A 17,060-nucleotide genomic window follows, 5' to 3' on the forward strand; every position below is an offset into this window, starting at 1 on the left:
GAGGTACTAGGGAATGAATGCATCCATATTTATAACTTGCATCTGTGACAGCATGTATCCGCATGTCGGGGAAGCCATGGTGCGCGTCCTGGAAAAGCTTGGCGTAACCTTGGATTTCCCGCCTGAACAGACTTGCTGCGGACAACCGGCCTTAAGCAGCGGCTACTGGGACTATGCCCGGCCGATTGCCGAAACCATGCTCACGGCCTTTCAGCACAGTCAGTATGTTGTCGCACCTGCCGGTTCCTGTATCACTGCCATCAAAGAATACTACCCAGTCTTGTTTGAAAAGGATCCTGAAAAGTACCGGCAAGCCAAAGAACTGATTGGAAAGCTGTATGAGTTCAGTGAGTTCGTGGTTAAGGTACTACATAAGGATGACGTGGGAGCCCGTTTTCCTCATCGCGTGACCTACCATTCCAGCTGTCATGCCCGCCGCTTCCTGAATACCGACGAATATATCCGGACTTTGCTCCAAAACATCCGGGACATTGATTATGTGCCACTGCCCCATGAAGAGGCCTGCTGCGGTTTCGGCGGGACGTTTTCGGTAAAACTGCCGGAAATCTCGGAAGCAATGGTGGATGAAAAAGTAAGAAACATTTTAGAAACCAAGGCTAGTGTTCTTATTGGCACCGATCTAAGCTGCCTGATGAATATTACCGGCAGGCTGCAAAAGCAAAAAGCGGCCGTACGGGTTATGCATGTAGCCGAATTGCTAGATGAGGGGATGAGATCGTGAGCGAAAAACCCACACTACACCTACGGGACAGAGCAGTCAAAGCACTCAAGGATGACCAGATGCGACAAGCGGTCCGCAAAGCTGTCGACCGCCTGAGCGGCAACAAGGACAAAGCGGCCCGGGAGCTTCCCAACTGGGAGGACTGGCGGGAGCAGACCAAAAGAATCCGCCAGCATACAGTAAACCATCTTGACTATTATTTAAAAATGCTTACCGAGAATGTCAGAAAGGCAGGCGGACAGGTGCATTTTGCCCTGACTGCGTCAGAAGCGCGCGCCATCATTACCGGCCTATGCAAGGAATATAACGCCAAACGCATCGTTAAATCCAAATCCATGGTTACCGAAGAGATTCACCTGAACCCGGCCCTGGAAAAGTCCGGCATGACGGTGGTCGAAAGCGATTTAGCGGAGTACATCCTGCAGCTTGCAGGCGAAACACCGTCTCATATCATTGTCCCGGCCATCCATAAGAACCGGTTTCAAATTGCCGAGTTATTCTCCAAGGTTGCCGGTGAAAAAGTAAAAACCGACACCCCGGCCCTTACCTTGTTTGCTCGTAAAACGCTGCGGGGCGAATTCTTAAGGGCAGACATCGGCATTACCGGTTGTAACTTCGCTGTTGCCGAAACCGGGTCTATTACCCTGGTTACCAATGAAGGGAATGCCCGGCTGGCAACAGCCCTGCCCAAGGTTGTTATCAGCGTCATGGGCATGGAGCGGGTTATTCCGACCTTCGAAGACTTGGAAACCGTACTGTCTATGCTGCCGCGTAATGCCACCGGCCAGAAACTGACCAGTTACGTTTCGGTCGTTAACGGTCCCCGGCAACAAGGCGATATCGACGGTTGTGAAAAATTCCATCTGGTCATCGTGGATAATGGCCGCTCACGCCTGCTGGCTGATGACGAATACCGTCAGGCACTCCACTGTATTCGCTGCGGCGCCTGTTTTAATGTTTGCCCCGTATACCGCCAAATTGGCGGACATGCCTATGGTTCGGTGTACGCCGGCCCCATAGGCTCAGTCATCACACCGCTCCTTGAGAACGACCTCACTTTCTGGGGAGAGCTGCCCTACGCTTCGACGCTCTGCGCGGCCTGCACCAGCGCCTGCCCGGCCAAAATCCCGTTGCAGGATTTGCTCTTTAAACTGCGCGAACGGCGAGTCAATGCCGGCCACACCAAGGTATTTGAAAAATTCGCCTTTGGTATGTGGCGGCAATTCTTCAAATTGCCCAGCACATACAAGTTCGCTATGAAGGCCGCTTCTTTGGGACAAAAACCACTGGTAAAAAACGGTTACATTACTGCCAAATTACCGCTACTCTCCAATTGGACCAACTCCCGGTACCTGCCGGCGGCTGCCGATGTCACATTCCGCGACCGATGGGAAAAACGCAAGAAATAGGGTGAGCATATGACTGAAATACATGTTGATCTTGCACGGGAAACCTTGTTTTTACAAACCGTGGCCAAAGCGTTGGGACGGGATAAAATCCTTACTGAACCTCCCAAACGCCAGGAAGTTGGCCCGCCGGTCTTTTGGCGGGAACAGCAATTTGAAGCCGATCAGCCGCTAAAATTATTTAAAGCTAATCTGGAAGCCCTGACCGGTAAAGTAGCCATTGTCAACTCAGGAACTGAAGCCACCAATCAGATAAAACTGTGGCTTAAACTGCTGAATGCAAAATCGGCAGTACTTTGGGATCACCCTGAACTACGCAAGTACATCGACTTCTCCCAGTTGGCAGTCAAAACTACTTTCTGGAACAGCGACACCGCCCGTACCGACCTGATTGGCGCAGCCGAACAAGCCGATGTGGGTATTACCTGGGTTCATTACGCTATCGGCTATACCGGAACAATCGCCTTATTTAACGGGACAACAACAGGCCGCTCGGTTAGCTTGCTGCCGGCAACACACATTGCGGTCATGAATACGTCCAATATTGTCCCGACCATGTCCACCGTTATGAGGCATTTGATTGAACGGCGGGGCCAGGGCGATCTGCCGTCGGCTATCGACTTTATAACAGGTCCCAGCCGGACCTCTGATATTGAAATGGATCTGTCTATTGGCGTCCATGGACCGTTTCGGGTCTGGGCCGTTGTAATCGATGATGAACCGTAAAAAAACTGGGCTTGCCTTCTGCAAGCCCAGTTTGCTGTACTACTAAAGTGGTTTGATCAGTTATCCCTGCCACTTGTTGTCTTTTGCTTATCCTTTGATACATTCTAGATATAATCATAAAGTATCTTATGTTAATAAACTTTTTCGTATTAATCTATGAAATCAAGATGAATCCGTTTGTTAGTGTACGGCAGCATATAACAGGAGGCTAATATAATGGACAGGCGTAAAGAGCTCAAATTAGAGTACAAGGAGACCTTTGAACCGCAGGCGGGTGTTTATCAGATTAAGAATACACAAAATAACAAAATCTTCATTGGCAGTACACCTAATCTAAAAACTCTGACCGGGCAGCGCATGCAGCTTATGGCCGGCGTATACCGGAATAAAGGACTGCAGGACGACTGGAACCAGTTCGGCGAACCGGCTTTTACTTTTGAAGTTCTGGAGGTGCTACGAAAGAAAGAAGACGAAATTATGGATACCAAAGCGGCTTTGAAAAAGCTGGAGAAAAAATGGTTAGAGAATCTGCAGCCTTTTGGCGAGCGCGGTTATAACAAAGCAGCACCGGCTTCCGTCACGCCTTTGACGAACGTATAGCCTGCTGCTCAGTAAAAACACGGCTTGCGCCAAGGCGTTGGCGAAGTGGAAGCCGCTTTTGCCTTTACTCAGGCAAAAGCTGTACTTTCACCACAAAACCCCTGAAACTTACAAGGGTAAGTTCCAGGGGTTCCTGCGATTTCCCGGAGATGCTTTTTATGGCCGGCAGTCAGCCGTTACAGCTACAATGCCAAACCGTTCTTCTAAAAACTCAATAAACAGATTACAAATTTCAGGATCAAATTGGCTGCCTGCAAAACGCCTTATCTCAGCAATACATTCTTCCAGCGTGACCGGTCTGCGGTAGCATCTGTTTGTTGTCATCGCATCAAAGGCGTCGCAGACGGTAAGCATCCTGCTCAATAAGGGTATAGTATGGCCGGCTAAGCCTTCAGGATATCCTCTGCCGTCATACCGTTCATGATGATGACGCATAATGGGCACAACGGCTTCCGCACCGTCAATGCCGGCCAGTATCTGGGCCCCGTACTCAGAATGCAGCTTCATAATCCCGAACTCTTCATCAGTAAGTTTATCAGGCTTAGTGAGAATGTCATTAGGGATCTTTATCTTGCCGACATCATGAATCAGACCCACGATATAGGCTAAATTAATCTCATCTGCAGACATGCACATTTGGCTGGCTAAACCGGCCATAAGCTCGGCCACATGCTCGGCATGCATGGAGGTATATGGATCACAATAGTAAATCTGCCGGCAGAACTCTTCGATGGCTTCCATATTCACCTTATTAAGTATCGATGGTGCGGCTTGCTGAGGATTATGCACAAAATTCACCATATTTAGCAAAATATATAATAATAACTTAATATTCTGCTAAATAATTCTTCATTTTGTTAACATATTCCTGCTTTTGCCTGTATTCACCCTATTTTTTTTAAAACGGGTGAGTACTGCAGCAATTTGGTTTTGGGCTGATTTTGATCCAGGAGTAAAAACAGTGCATTAAAATCAGTATCGTTATAAATGGGGATCCGGCGCAGCAAGAACTGATTGTCCCGGTCTGGTTTGTTGAGTCCCGGCAAAACGGTAACAGACCCTTTGTACCCTGCCAGTTCAACAGCCTCCCAGGCGCTTATATTATAGTACCCGTAAGGATAGGAAAACAGTTCGGTATCACGCTGAGTAATCGCTTCAAGTTTTCGTTTTATAGTTTTGACCTCATGTCGAAGCTCGCCAGCAGATAAAGTGGTCATATTACGATGCGTTTCCGAATGACTGCCAAAAAAAATTCCTGCATCGGACATTTCCCGGATTTGCTGGCTGGATAGCCGCTTTTCCCTGTCAATATTTACGCCAACCATAAAAATTACCGAGCTAAAACCGAAGCGCTTTAATACCGGAAAAGCATTGAAATAATTATCATCATAACCGTCGTCAAAGGTAATGAGTATAGGCTTTGCCGGCAAACTAACCGTTTTTTCCTCCATATAGGCATTAAGCTGCGACGGCGAAATGGTCGAAAAACCAGCGCCGTGCAAAAGGGCCATCTGCCGTTCAAATTCCGCCGTTGTCACAGTCAACTCAGGCAGTTCGGTCTTGTCGTCACTCACATGGTGGTATAGCAACACCGGAATACCGTTGCTATACTGGGCTTGGGCCGTATTGCCTCCCCCTACGAAGCATACTGCCAGCAGTAAACAAACAAGCGAGCGCCATAAGAACATCATAATCACCTTCAAAGTCTATTATATTTCGCTATATTATCCCGCTGCTAATCCTGTTCTGCCTCTGGACGACAAAATCCTCTTTACATATTACGGCAGTTGTAGTTAAAAAACACCCATAACACACTATAAAGTATGTTATGGGTGTTTGCTTACTCTTATTCAACTTCCTTCAGTGGCAGCCACAAAGCTGCCCGGCAAATTAGAACAAGCCGCTGACCTTACCGGTCTTAACGTCGACGTCAATCCGGCGATAAGCAGGGTCGGAGCTGGTTCCCGGCATCAGGCTGATAGCGCCGGCCATCGGGCAGAGGAACTTGGCGCCGCCGTAAACGAGGATGTCACGGATCGGCAGTCTCCAGCCTTTGGGTACGCCTTTCCAGGTCGGCTCATGCGACAGGGACAGGTGACTCTTAACCATCATAGTGCAGTAGTCGGCATACTTAGGATCAGACTCGAACTTCTTGGCTTTTTCTTCAGCCAGCGGCGCCCAGTCTACGCCGTCTGCGCCATAGACTTCTTTGGCAATTCGTTCAACACGCTGTCTAAGCGGCATTTCCAGCGGATAGAGGTACTCGAAGTTGACTTCTTCCTTGCAGGCATCCATAACGGCATCGGCCAGATCCAATGCGCCGTCGCCGCCTTTGAGCCAGTGCTCGGATACCGCGGCCCGCGCCCCGGCTTGTTCGGCAATTCTCTTAACCAAAGCATGCTCGGCCGGAGTGTCGGTATAGAAGGCATTGATGCAAACCACCGGTTTGATACCGGATTTTTTGATAACGTTGATAAGGTGTACCATGTTTTCGCAGCCTTTTTCCAAGAGGCCCAGGTTTTCCTTGGTGTATTCATCCGGCAGCGGGCGTCCCGGAACAACGGTAGGTCCGCCGCCATGCATCTTGAGAGCGCGCACGGTGGCCACCAGGATGGAGACATTGGGCTTGAGACCGCTCAGGCGGCATTTTACGTTCCAGAACTTTTCGAAACCGATGTCGGCGGCAAAGCCGGATTCGGTTACGTGGTAATCGAAGCACTTCAGGCCGATACGGTCGGAGATGATGGAGGATTGGCCAATGGCTATATTGGCAAACGGGCCGGCATGTACGAAACAAGGCTGGCCTTCCACGGTGGCGCACAGGGTCGGGTTAATGGTGTTACGCATCCAGGCGGTCATAGCGCCGTCTACTTCGAGGTCGCCGGTGGTTACCGGATCGCCTTTCCTGTTGTAACCAACCACGATATGCTTGAAGCGTTCCCGCATATCGGCAAGGTCCTTGGCTACAGCCAGGATGGCCATTAATTCGGAGCCTACGGCGATACCGAACTTGGAATGCATCATGAAACCGTCTTTTTTACCGCCAAGACCCATGATGATGTTCCGGAGGCCCTGGGCTGCAAAGTCAATTACCCAGCCCATTTCGATATTCTTAGGGTCTATATCCAGTCTTTTTAAGTTTCTTTTGGCCAGTTCAGCATCATCATAATTGGCTTCATGCTGCATTCTAGCGTTCATAGCGACCATGGCCAGGTTGTGGGCGTTCATTATATCATTGATATCGCCAGTCAGGCCGAGAGAGAACTCGGTCATCGGAATTAAGAGTGCGTTGCCGCCGCCGGCGGCAGTACCTTTTACGTTCATGGTCGGGCCGCCGGAAGGCTGCCGGAGGGCTCCGCCTACATTTACGCCGCGTTTACCAAGGCCTTCCATGATACCGATGGAAGTGGTGGATTTACCTTCGCCCAGCGGAGTAGGTGTAATGGCGGTTACTTCGATGTATTTGCCATCGGGTTTATCTTTTAAACGGTCAATTACCTTTAAAAAGTCGATTTTGGGAGTTTTGCCATAAGGGATGATTTCGTCTTTTTGCAGTCCCATCATTTCCTGATACTTTTCTGTAGAGGGTATGTTTCCTTCTGCCGCTTCGGCGATTTGCCAGTCTTTTAATACTGTAGGATCCCAAGCCATAAAAATAAATCCCCCTTTTTTCTTCTCTTCTCATTCGTGGATTGCAAATGTAACTACCGCACTACATTCAATTCGTCCGCAACACCTCCCAAATCTAATCAATGTTTCCCTACGCCGCCCGGAAAACCAGGTGACATTGGTAAGCAAAACCCAGATTAAGAAAGAAAATTCTGACAATATCAATTAGTAGAATTCTTATAGTATTGCATTTGAACATTTTTTCACTTATTCAAGCATAAATAGGGTTATGTTTTTGCTGCTTAATGAATTTGCTCTCCTGTTGTCAGGCTGCTGCCTGTTGAGCAAGCATGGGCTAAAATGTAATTCTTGTTAAATACTTACATGTTATACGTTCTACATTGATTCAGTATTTCCTACCATCCTTCAGAAAAAAATTCAAAACATTCCAACATCATGTACGAAACAATCCCCACAACCTTATTCAGATTATGGGGATTGCCACAGCCGCAAGTTTTATCCTGTAACTAACCCGCACTAAGACTCCTGCTTCTATAAGCGGGAGTAAGTGCGGCTAAGTTCCTGGATAAGGGCGACTAAACTTCAGATGGGGTTAAAACCCCATCTGAAGCTAAGTCTACTTTATATTTACATTTCTTTAGCTGGCACCGGCCCCCGCGACAGCGCAATTTTGCCGGTCCTGACAATTTCAATAATACCGAAATCCAGCAGCACCTCACAAAAAGCATCAATTTTGCTTTCCTCGCCGGTAAGTTCAATGGCTACCGTTTCCCGGTTGACGTCAATAATTTTAGCCCGGAAAATTTCTACGATATTCACGAGATCAGAGCGGTTTAACTTGCTGGCTTTAACCTTGATAAGCGCCAACTCCCGCTCAATAGACTCCACATAAGTAAGATTGACAATCTTGATTACGTCAACAAGTTTGGATAACTGGTTGACGACCTGCTCCAGTTCCACCTCGTTATCAACCTCGACACTTATCGTAATCCGGGTGGTATCCGTTTCTTCAGTATAGCCGGCCGCTATACTTTCGATATTAAAGGCCCGCCGGCTGATCAGTCCCGATATATGTGTCAATACGCCCGGGCGATTTTCCACCAAAACAGCCAATGTATATTTCATCCTGTTACCCTCCCAGCACCATTTGATCCAGGCGTCCTCCCGGCGGTACCATCGGCAATACATCCTCGGTAGGAGGCACCAGTACATCCACAAGAACCGGCCCCCTAATCTGCAGGGCCTTGGTCACCGTGGGCAGCAAGTCTTCCGGATGGCTTACCCTCAGCCCTGTTACACCCATGGCCTCGGCAAGTTTTACAAAATCGGTGCGCCCCTTTGTACTGGAATGTGAATACCGTTCTCCGTAAAACATCCGCTGCCATTGGCTAACCATACCCAAGACCTGATTGTTCATTACAAAAATTTTAATTGGCAGCTCATTATCGGCCACTGTCGCCAATTCCTGGCAATTCATCATAATGCTGCCATCACCGGTAATTAGCACTATATTTTTGTCAGGCAAACTCTTCTGCGCTCCGATTGCCGCCGGCAAGCCGTAGCCCATAGTGCCTAAGCCGCCTGAGGTAAGCAAAGTTCGCTCCCTGGTAAAATTATAATACTGCGCAGTCCACATCTGGTGCTGGCCAACGTCGGTGACAATGACGGTATCCTGCTGGGTAAGCCGGCTCACCGTCTCGATGACAGCCTGCGGCATAATCCAGTTAGCTTCCTGGCTGTAGACTAACGGCTGTTCCCGCTTCCAGGCCTGCACACGTGCACTCCACGCGATTATTGAATTTTGCCACTCTGTTTTACTGCGCCGGGCGGCGATCTGACAAAGCAACGGCAGCGACCAGCGAAGATCGCCCACCACCCGCAGGTCGGCGCCTACGTTCTTGTTAACCTCGGCCGGATCAATATCCAAATGGACAATTTTCGCCTTGGGCGCAAAGTCCTTGACTAAACTTGTCACCCGGTCGTCAAAGCGAACCCCAACCCCCAGTAACAAATCGCATTCCATTGTCGCCATATTGGCGGCATAAGTACCATGCATGCCAACCATTCCTAGGTGCTGGGGCCAGTCGGACGGCACACAGCCTAACCCCATAAGACTGGAAAACACCGGAAATCCTGTATGAGTGACAAGCTGCCGTAATTCCTCGGCAGTATCTGAGATAGTAACACCGCCGCCGACAAAAACCACCGGTCTTTTGGCTTCTGCCAATGCTTGGGCGGCTTGCTCCACAGCCGCGGTTTCACCCGCAAACAGCGGTTTGTAACCTCTTAAGTTAACGGTCTCAGGATACACGAAATCAAAGGCGGCATTAAAAACATCGCGGGATATATCAACAACAACAGGCCCCGGCCGCCCGGTGCGGGCAATATAAAAGGCTTCCTTCATGACCCGCGGCAAATCCTGAACTCTTTTAACCAGGTAATTGTGTTTGGTAACAGGCGTTGTTATACCGCAGACATCGGCTTCCTGAAAAGCATCTTTGCCAATGACAGCTACGCCCACTTGCCCGGTAATCGCAACTAAGGGAACAGAATCCATGTAAGCGGTGGCAATACCCGTGATCAGGTTGGTTGCACCCGGCCCCGAAGTCGCAAAACAAACCCCTGTTTTTCCGGTGGCCCGCGCATAACCATCGGCAGCATGGACGGCGCCTTGCTCATGCCGGGTTAAAACATGGGGAAAGTTAGCTTTAAACAGCGCATCATACAGCGTTAACACACATCCGCCCGGATACCCGAATACCATCTCCACTCCTTCAGCCTTCAAACATTCAATAACAGCTTCTGCCCCCAACATCTTCAAGCCGGTTTACCTCCTCATATCTTTGCACTATTTTAACATAAAAAGTAAAAAAACCTCTGTCCCTAAGACAAGGGACGGAGGTTAATCCGCGATACCACCCAAATTGCTATGGTCAAGCCATAGCCGCTCATAGGTACGGAGTATAACTCGATACCTCGCCGCAATAACGGGCGGCAATTTCTCCTTAGGAGAACCCGGCGTGGCTTACTAAACAAGTTCAGCACGCAACTCGCGGATGATTTTCATTATAGTTGATACTGCTGGCTCACACCATTCCCAGCTCGCTGTCAATATCGCGGTATAACTACTCTTCCGTTCATCGTCATTTAAGTTTCACATATGCTGTTGTTGATATATTACAGAAAAATCTATTCTGTGTCAACACTAAATTTATCTGATAATTTACAACTTGTTATTATTTTTGGCATTTTCGCAATGCTGTTGATACATCTCATAGTGCTTTTTCAGCATATCCGGAATGGGCAGGTCGTAGGGACAGCGTTTGATACACTCCCCGCATTCGATGCACTTGGCTGCCGTTTCCATGAAATTGCGCGCAAACTCAATAGCAACAGCCGGTGACATCCGTCCTGCTATTACCTGGTAACCCATGGCCGGCGTAATGTTAACCCCATGCGGGCAAGGCATACAGTACTGGCAGCGACGGCAAAACTGTTTACCCAGCTCGATCCGGTATTTGTCCATCAGAGCCAGGTCAGCGTCGGTGATAACATTGTGCTCGCCATACAAGCCCAGAATCTCGTCAACGGCTTCCGGCGAATCAAAACCCGGAATAGGCAGCATATCAGGAAATTGCCGCAGATACTTGAACGCTATCGTGGCATTGTCAATCATACCCCCGGCAAACGGTTTCATAACAATAAAACCTACATTCATCGCCGCGGCCAGCTCGCGCAAATCATCCTTAGCAGCCTCTTCAATAAAATTGAAGGGAAATTGAATCGTACTAAACAGTCCGGTTTTTACAAGCCGCAAGGCCATAGACAGACTATGGGACGTAATGCCGATATGCCTTACTTTCCCCTGTTCCCGCGCTTTGGTTACAATCTCAAGCGCTCCGCCGGCGCTGCTCGCCACTTTCCAGTCCTGTTCATTCGAAACCTGGTGCAGCTGATACAAATCAATATAATCGGTCTGGAGCATCCGCAGACTGTTTTCAAGATGTTCCAGCGCGCCCGCTCCGTCGCGCCGCCCGGTCTTCGTGGCAATGACAATTTTATCGCGCAGTCCCGCAAACGCGCGGCCAATCTTCTCTTCACTGTCGCGATACGCATTGGCCGTATCATAGAAGGTGACGCCCTGCTCGTAGGCGTGCCGTAACGTCTTGACCGCCTGATTTGTCTCCAGACGGATAATCGGAATACAGCCAAAACCGACTTCTGATACCGTTAACCCTGTTTTGCCCAATAAACGATACTGCATAACCATCCAACCTTTCAGAATAAAGTTTTATTGTACCGGCTCATATCGGATTTCCCAGGTCAGTGTCCCTTTACGGGGAGAATCTTTAAAGAGCTTCCGCTCGCGCATGCTATAGCCCACGATAGAAATCTCGGCAGCCCTTCTATCCTCGGCGAATTGTTTGTCTTTTGTTCCCGGATATATTTTTTCAACTTCGCCATTTTCCCACACAATCTTAAGATAGGACTTATCGGCATGTTCGCCAGTCGCTTGAAAATCAACGATAGCCAAATTTCTTGCCAGGCGTCCGGCAATAGTTTGCCGCAGTTCCACCTTACCCTCAAATGCTACTTCGGTGCCGCGAATAATCCTAAGTGAAGGCAGCGGTGTAATCGTAACCGCATTATAGTTTTTACTAAAATCTTCTCCCTTACCGTCAGAGCCAGGCAAAACCTTGTCCGGTCCTAGAAAGGCCAGATAACCTGCAATCATCAGGACAAGCATGACCAAAGCTCCTAACGCAAAAGGCTTCCATGTTTTTGCCATACGTTCTCCTACCTTATAAAACAGTAAAGGTTTATTAAAATTTATTTTTTAACATCATCTGATATTGACTATTGGAATTAGCCGGACTTTTTTCAAGCTGGATGGATTTCTTCTCTTCCTGATCCAGTGAAATGGTAACAGCCCCTTTTTTTACAGTTACCCCCGGCATTACTTCATACCCTTTATTCTCTTCCCGTTTAAGCGACATACCGTGTTCCGACAAATCGACCGTCTGGCGATTTGTAATTACCGGCTTATCAGGAGAATAACGCTGCGTTCCCAGCGATTTTTTCTCAGCCGTTTCCGGAACCGGCGGCGACGGCTTGGTTTCCTGTCCATTGTCAGGTTTCCTGGCGGGATCTGGCCGGTTCCTGATCCGGCTCCGGGCAAATTATCCGGTGCAACCGTGGGAAAAAAGCTCAGCTTAGCCATCCAGCCAAGCAGCAGCAATCCACCCAGTAAAATTGCCAAAATAAGCGGTTTCTTCAGCATTTCACGCCATCTCCTTAACTATGGCCAGAGACTTCCCCGGCAAACAGGACCATTTACAGTGAATAATAAATAACCATACTTAACCGTGTTAGGCTTTTGCCGGCGTTGTAATATATATGGGACCTGTCTGCCCGAAAAGTGATTGATTCATCTTTATGTACAATATATTCCTGATTATCGGTCCGGATGATGAGCTGACCGTCCACCACCGTGATAAACTCCTGCGTCTTGTCGCCATGCGTATCTGTATTATAATAACCATCCGGCTCGATCTCCACAATGTACATTTCAAACCGGCGGCCGTCTTCATAGGGAAAAACCGGATATACCCTGTATTTGCCATTATCTTCAATTAGCGGCTCGACATCTGTTTTTCGCACTATAATTGTATCAGCCTGAGGAGAATTAATCAGGCCGGTGAAGGAAACCTTCAAACCGGTGGCAATTCGCCAGATGGTATTAATTGTAGGGTTGGACTCGCCCCTCTCTATTTGACCCAGCATGGATTTGCTGACGCCGGTAATATCGGCAACCTTTTCCAGACTGAGTTTCTTCTCCTCGCGAATACGCCGCAGATTGCTGGCAATTATCCGGTTGAGATCCTGCAAAAAAGACACCTCCGCCTCTTGTATTACTCATAATCTTATTATATAATAACACAAAGCGCGTTATAGCGCACGAATCAATCTCGTTTAACGCACGAAGCTTTTCTATGTCCTCCTGTCACCAAGGCACCCGTTTTGGCAAGCGGGAGAGCAAAACGGATAAGGGTGGCTGAAAGGCAGCTAACTTTCAGCGGGGTTTAAAAACCACCGGAAGATAGTTACTTTATCCGACGACTTAGCTTCAGATGGGGTTAACCCCCCCTGAAGCTAAGTCTGTCTACTTTATAGTATAACATACCTGTTTTATAATCACCATTTCAGAGTAATAAGGAGGGCATCGTGAACAAAGTATCGGGTAGCATTAAAGAAGGTTTAACTGCGGGTATACCGCTCGTCCTTGGTTATTTTCCGGTCGCCATGGCCTTTGGCCTGCTTGCGAAAACAGTCAATATTTCACTTATGGACAGTTGTCTGTTTTCCTTGCTGGTGTTTGCAGGCGCCAGTCAATTTATGGCTTTGGACTTGATTAAAGCCGGCATCGCCGCTGTAGACATTGTCCTGGCGACATTTCTTCTCAATCTGCGTCATTTAATGATGAGCGCAGCACTGGCTGTACGCCTTAAAGAAACTAATAAAGCCTGGCTGCCTTTTATTGCTTTTGGTATTACCGATGAAAGCTTCTCCGTTGCCGCCTTAAAAAGCGGTTCACTGAATGTGTCCTATTTGCTGGCCCTGCAAGGAATTGGCTATGCCGCCTGGGTTGGCGGCACCGTGGCGGGGTATCTGGTCGGTGCGGCCTTGCCGGTAACGCTTCAGAGCAGTCTGGGCATCGGCCTCTATGCTATGTTTACCGCCATTATTATCCCAGAGATCAAAAAATCGGTTAATGTTCTTTGTCTCGCTACCCTGTCGGGAAGCATATATGCCTGCAATTATTATCTTCAAATACTTCCCGCCGGCTGGAGTCTTATTGCCGCCATTATCACGGCCTCATTGCTTGGCGTATGCGTGCTGAAAGACGGAGCAAATAAGAAGGTGCAGGCATGAGCAACCATCTTCCGTTGATCCTCGGCATGATGCTGGTAACTTTTGTACCACGTCTCTTGCCATGGTTTGTCCTGGCGGAGCGTCCGTTACCACCGTTACTGCGGCGGTTTCTCTTTTATATACCGTACACGGCGCTCGGCGCTTTGATTACCCGGGGCGTACTGGACGCCACCGCGGACATGACATTAATAACGCTTGCGGGAATCGGAGTCGCAGCCGCCTGCTCCTGGTACAGGGGCGGTCTCGTATCCTCGGTTGCGGCAGCCATCATTGCCGTATTTTTACTGCTGTCTGCCGGCAGTTAATCGCCCCGAGGCCGCCCTGCTTCTCTCGCAGAAAAACAGGGGGACAGGGACCATGTTTTGAAGCTATTTATTAAAACTTCCCTATTTCGCGGGAATTCATTAATGACGGAGAATAACTCTTCTGATTATAACGTTACATGTCGATCAATCTTTAAAACACAATCCCTGTCCCCGTGTTTTAAAAGGTAAGCCGCTATTACGGGAAGTAATAGCGGCTTGGTTGGTTTTAAGAGATTTCACCGGTTGTTTTGCAATTCACCGATATCTCTGCTCACACAGTACTTGCATAAAGACACTGCTGCGTTCATTTGCTGCTTTTTGACAGGGCAGTAAAATATACCGCCTTGCGCGATCAGCTTCTGTCCTTCAGCAAAAATCAGGCCCGGCGGGTGTAAAGGCTTCCAGGCAATAAAGGTCAAGTAGGTAGTCGTCAGGCGAACATAGCACTGCAGTTCTGCCTGATCAGGGGCAGTATTTTTTAAATAGCTGTTGATCTGGAAAGTAAATTCGTTAAGTGCGTCGGGATCAATCTCTTCTATGGCATCAACACAGGCTTTATCGCTAATTTCCAGCAATATCTGCCGGTTGTATTCCGCTACCCTGCTGGCAAGATACCGGTGCTTCCTGGCAGACTGTGTCAACTCACTATCCGGCTTTTCAGTCGCAGCTGCCGGCAAACTCAACGCAGCCGCTTCTTTTTTTAGCGAACAGAGCAACTCCTGGTTTGTCATAAGGATTCCTCTTCTGCTGCGGCAATGGCCTGACGGATAGCCGCCACAATATTGTCTTTAAAATAATCCAAGCCTCCCGGCTGTACTTCAATCGGCACCCGGGCGTATTCAAAAAACTCCAGCTGCTGTTCATCGCTGATTTCACAAATACCGCTATCGGCAAATACAATCCGGTCATAACAGGCAAAACTCTGCCGCATGGCTACTTCATCCACGCCCCAGCCCGGATCAAATAGCTCCCGCCATTTGAGTATCCAGCCGGAAGTCAGGTAAAAGGTCTTGGAGTCCATTCCCCCGCCCTGTATAGCGTCTCCCATTATCAGTTCAATACAGTTGGACTGTTCAAATCTGGTAACCGGGTAATCCTGTAAAAACATATCAAACTCAGGATGACATTTGGAACCATACAGTAAAATAATCCGGTCGGCCTCTGTGGCTGCCAAAGCCTCCAGGACTGCCGTCTTTAGTTTTTTTAAATCAATATGCAGATTTATAGGCAGATAATTCACCGTAAGTTCACATTCAAATAACTTTTCCTCTTTAATCTTAGCTAAAACCTGCTCGAGTTCCGGCTGATAAATCCCGCAGCCCAGGAAACATATTTTCATGCCGACAGGCCTCCTGTTCGTTATCTTAAGCCAACCCCAGCGGACAACTCTTCAGGCAGTTGTAACACATATACTGGTTGCCCAAATGGGCCGACTGCCGCAGTCTGGCATATTGCGCGCCTGTCAGCATTTGCTTCTGTTCTTCCGGCTGACTGCCTAACCGCTGCATTTGGAAGGTGATATCGGCTATCAGCCCATAGGGCTGGGAATGACTCAGACATCTTACAACGTCCGTCTTGCCTTCTTCATCTAAAGCGCGGGCCGGACAGTTCTCCACACACAGATTACAGTGGGTGCAAAACTCTTCGCATTTTGGCGAAGGCTGCAAAGACAGGTTGGTGATGATGCTGGTGAAAATCACCCGGGTACCAAACCGGGGATGGATAACCAGGTTGTGGCGGCCAAAAGATCCCAGACCGGCGGCAACAGCCGCATGCCGTTGCGAAAAATCGGCAATCGCTTTGCGATCATCCTGGATGTCAAGCGGATAAGCAACAGGCAGGGTAGCTACTTTGGCATTGTGGGTCCGTTCCAGATAACGGGCAATCTGATAACTGGACGATCTGGCAAAGGAGCCTAAATCCAGGTAGCCGTTCTGAGCGGCGGTCATACTGGGGCTTTCACAACTGGACAGAGGCTTATATGCCAGCACAATAACGGATTTGGCCGAAGGCAGGAAACTGGTAATGGCATAAGATTTAGGACTTTGGTAGTCCTCCATACGGGCAAAGCCAACATCATCAACACCTAAATCCAGGATATAGTTCTTAATCTGTTCTTCCACACTCTCACTCCTCTTTGAGTGTATATGCACCAATATGATTAAAAAAATTACGGCATTAATGCTTCCAATTTAGCAATCAAATGATTGAAATGCTTAATATCGTTAACACCCAGATATTCCTGCAGTGAGGCCTGCGCCTGCTCCCATAGTTCAGCCGCATGCTTTAATGCCAGCTGGCCTGCTTTTGTAAGAGTAACCAGCCGCGAACGCGGATCTTGTCCTGTATTAACCGCAATCAGACCAGCCTCAAGAAGCGGTTTCATGTTGCGATTCAAGGTAGTACGGTCAATGCGCATGGTTTCAGCCAGTTTACTGATGGTAGCCGGCTCTACCATCTCAAGATGTCTAAGCAAAGAAAACTGGGTAACTTTAATACCGCTTGGCTCCAAAACATTTTCATAAAAATCGGTTACCGCCCGGGACGCCCGCCTTATATTCAGACACAAACAGGGACTGGGGGGTTTAGGATAATAACCAGGACTAGATTTCATTATGCTGTCGCCTTCCACATCTTATAGTTTCGGTGCATATACACTGATTTTATCTTCATATTATAGATAAAAACGTATCCTGTCAATAACATTTTATACATTTC

Annotated in this window: 20 protein-coding genes and 1 other annotated feature; of the genes, 6 read left to right on the forward strand and 14 right to left on the reverse strand. The window is 48.4% G+C overall.

Translation table 11 applies throughout. The features are described from left to right. Window positions 1-13 precede the first annotated feature (13 nt). The 4 genes from SATMO3_RS25880 to SATMO3_RS25895 all read left to right on the forward strand — a co-directional run bounded on the left by SATMO3_RS25880 (window position 14) and on the right by SATMO3_RS25895 (window position 3,474). A complete protein-coding gene (locus tag SATMO3_RS25880; protein ID WP_371373123.1) occupies window positions 14-742 on the forward strand; it encodes a (Fe-S)-binding protein in 729 nt (242 codons plus the stop codon). Continuing rightward, the gene (locus tag SATMO3_RS25885) at window positions 739-2,151 is read left to right on the forward strand and encodes a LutB/LldF family L-lactate oxidation iron-sulfur protein (RefSeq protein WP_371373125.1); all 1,413 of its coding nucleotides are present in this window, start codon (window positions 739-741) and stop codon (window positions 2,149-2,151) included. The genes SATMO3_RS25880 and SATMO3_RS25885 overlap by 4 nt, the downstream gene beginning before the upstream one ends. Before the next feature lie 9 nt (window positions 2,152-2,160). Then, on the forward strand, window positions 2,161-2,874 hold the full coding sequence (locus tag SATMO3_RS25890) for a lactate utilization protein C (RefSeq protein WP_371373127.1): 714 nt from the start codon (window positions 2,161-2,163) through the stop codon (window positions 2,872-2,874). A gap of 216 nt (window positions 2,875-3,090) precedes the next feature. Then, on the forward strand, window positions 3,091-3,474 hold the full coding sequence (locus SATMO3_RS25895) for a GIY-YIG nuclease family protein (protein WP_371373129.1): 384 nt from the start codon (window positions 3,091-3,093) through the stop codon (window positions 3,472-3,474). Between the two features lie 156 nt (window positions 3,475-3,630). Here SATMO3_RS25895 and SATMO3_RS25900 read toward each other — a convergent pair whose 3' ends face one another. From SATMO3_RS25900 to SATMO3_RS25945, 10 genes are all read right to left on the reverse strand, one after another. After that, window positions 3,631-4,263 carry an HD-GYP domain-containing protein gene (locus tag SATMO3_RS25900; RefSeq protein WP_371373131.1) on the reverse strand — a complete coding sequence of 211 codons (633 nt, stop codon included), beginning with the start codon at window positions 4,261-4,263 and terminating at the stop codon, window positions 3,631-3,633. Window positions 4,264-4,358: 95 nt separating this feature from the next. Continuing rightward, on the reverse strand, window positions 4,359-5,165 hold the full coding sequence (locus SATMO3_RS25905; protein WP_371373133.1) for a polysaccharide deacetylase family protein: 807 nt from the start codon (window positions 5,163-5,165) through the stop codon (window positions 4,359-4,361). A 199-nt stretch (window positions 5,166-5,364) separates the two neighbouring features. After that, window positions 5,365-7,125 (reverse strand): formate--tetrahydrofolate ligase, encoded by a 1,761-nt coding sequence (locus SATMO3_RS25910; protein WP_371373135.1) that lies wholly within the window; start codon window positions 7,123-7,125, stop codon window positions 5,365-5,367. A 606-nt stretch (window positions 7,126-7,731) separates the two neighbouring features. Continuing rightward, window positions 7,732-8,229 (reverse strand): acetolactate synthase small subunit, encoded by a 498-nt coding sequence (gene ilvN / locus SATMO3_RS25915; RefSeq protein WP_371373137.1) that lies wholly within the window; start codon window positions 8,227-8,229, stop codon window positions 7,732-7,734. Window positions 8,230-8,233: 4 nt separating this feature from the next. Continuing rightward, window positions 8,234-9,925: a biosynthetic-type acetolactate synthase large subunit gene (gene ilvB, locus SATMO3_RS25920; RefSeq protein ID WP_371373139.1), complete on the reverse strand. Its 1,692-nt coding sequence runs from the start codon at window positions 9,923-9,925 to the stop codon at window positions 8,234-8,236. Window positions 9,926-9,992: 67 nt separating this feature from the next. After that, window positions 9,993-10,254: a binding site (T-box leader), on the reverse strand. A 73-nt stretch (window positions 10,255-10,327) separates the two neighbouring features. Next, window positions 10,328-11,368 (reverse strand): aldo/keto reductase, encoded by a 1,041-nt coding sequence (locus tag SATMO3_RS25925; RefSeq protein ID WP_371373141.1) that lies wholly within the window; start codon window positions 11,366-11,368, stop codon window positions 10,328-10,330. Window positions 11,369-11,395: 27 nt separating this feature from the next. Next, complete coding sequence (locus SATMO3_RS25930; RefSeq protein ID WP_371373143.1) at window positions 11,396-11,893, reverse strand: hypothetical protein; 498 nt, start codon at window positions 11,891-11,893, stop codon at window positions 11,396-11,398. 34 nt (window positions 11,894-11,927) lie between these two features. After that, the gene (locus SATMO3_RS25935; protein WP_371373145.1) at window positions 11,928-12,116 is read right to left on the reverse strand and encodes a hypothetical protein; all 189 of its coding nucleotides are present in this window, start codon (window positions 12,114-12,116) and stop codon (window positions 11,928-11,930) included. Window positions 12,117-12,139: 23 nt separating this feature from the next. Continuing rightward, the gene (locus tag SATMO3_RS25940) at window positions 12,140-12,385 is read right to left on the reverse strand and encodes a hypothetical protein (RefSeq protein WP_371373147.1); all 246 of its coding nucleotides are present in this window, start codon (window positions 12,383-12,385) and stop codon (window positions 12,140-12,142) included. 53 nt (window positions 12,386-12,438) lie between these two features. Further along, window positions 12,439-12,993, reverse strand: coding sequence for a helix-turn-helix domain-containing protein (locus tag SATMO3_RS25945; protein ID WP_371373148.1), 555 nt, complete (start codon window positions 12,991-12,993; stop codon window positions 12,439-12,441). Window positions 12,994-13,329: 336 nt separating this feature from the next. Here SATMO3_RS25945 and SATMO3_RS25950 point away from each other — a divergent pair, with 336 nt between their 5' ends. Then, window positions 13,330-14,037, forward strand: a complete 708-nt coding sequence (locus tag SATMO3_RS25950; RefSeq protein ID WP_371373150.1) for an AzlC family ABC transporter permease — start codon at window positions 13,330-13,332, stop codon at window positions 14,035-14,037. Further along, the gene (locus tag SATMO3_RS25955) at window positions 14,034-14,342 is read left to right on the forward strand and encodes an AzlD domain-containing protein (protein WP_371373152.1); all 309 of its coding nucleotides are present in this window, start codon (window positions 14,034-14,036) and stop codon (window positions 14,340-14,342) included. Before SATMO3_RS25950 ends, SATMO3_RS25955 begins: the two co-directional genes overlap by 4 nt. Before the next feature lie 236 nt (window positions 14,343-14,578). On the opposite strand, the gene SATMO3_RS25960 is transcribed toward SATMO3_RS25955, so the two are convergent. The 4 genes from SATMO3_RS25960 to SATMO3_RS25975 are packed head-to-tail and all read right to left on the reverse strand — an operon-like array spanning window position 14,579 to window position 16,956. Then, the gene (locus SATMO3_RS25960) at window positions 14,579-15,073 is read right to left on the reverse strand and encodes a DUF2115 family protein (protein WP_371373154.1); all 495 of its coding nucleotides are present in this window, start codon (window positions 15,071-15,073) and stop codon (window positions 14,579-14,581) included. Continuing rightward, entirely contained in the window at window positions 15,070-15,681 is a 612-nt protein-coding gene (locus tag SATMO3_RS25965; protein WP_371373156.1) for a DUF1638 domain-containing protein, read from the reverse strand. Before SATMO3_RS25965 ends, SATMO3_RS25960 begins: the two co-directional genes overlap by 4 nt. Window positions 15,682-15,706: 25 nt before the next feature. Next, window positions 15,707-16,465 carry a 4Fe-4S binding protein gene (locus SATMO3_RS25970; RefSeq protein WP_371373158.1) on the reverse strand — a complete coding sequence of 253 codons (759 nt, stop codon included), beginning with the start codon at window positions 16,463-16,465 and terminating at the stop codon, window positions 15,707-15,709. A gap of 47 nt (window positions 16,466-16,512) precedes the next feature. Continuing rightward, window positions 16,513-16,956, reverse strand: coding sequence for a MarR family winged helix-turn-helix transcriptional regulator (locus SATMO3_RS25975; protein ID WP_371373160.1), 444 nt, complete (start codon window positions 16,954-16,956; stop codon window positions 16,513-16,515). Window positions 16,957-17,060: the final 104 nt, after the last annotated feature.

The sequence above is a fragment of the Sporomusa aerivorans genome (assembly GCF_041428895.1).
Classification (GTDB): domain Bacteria; phylum Bacillota; class Negativicutes; order Sporomusales; family Sporomusaceae; genus Sporomusa; species Sporomusa aerivorans.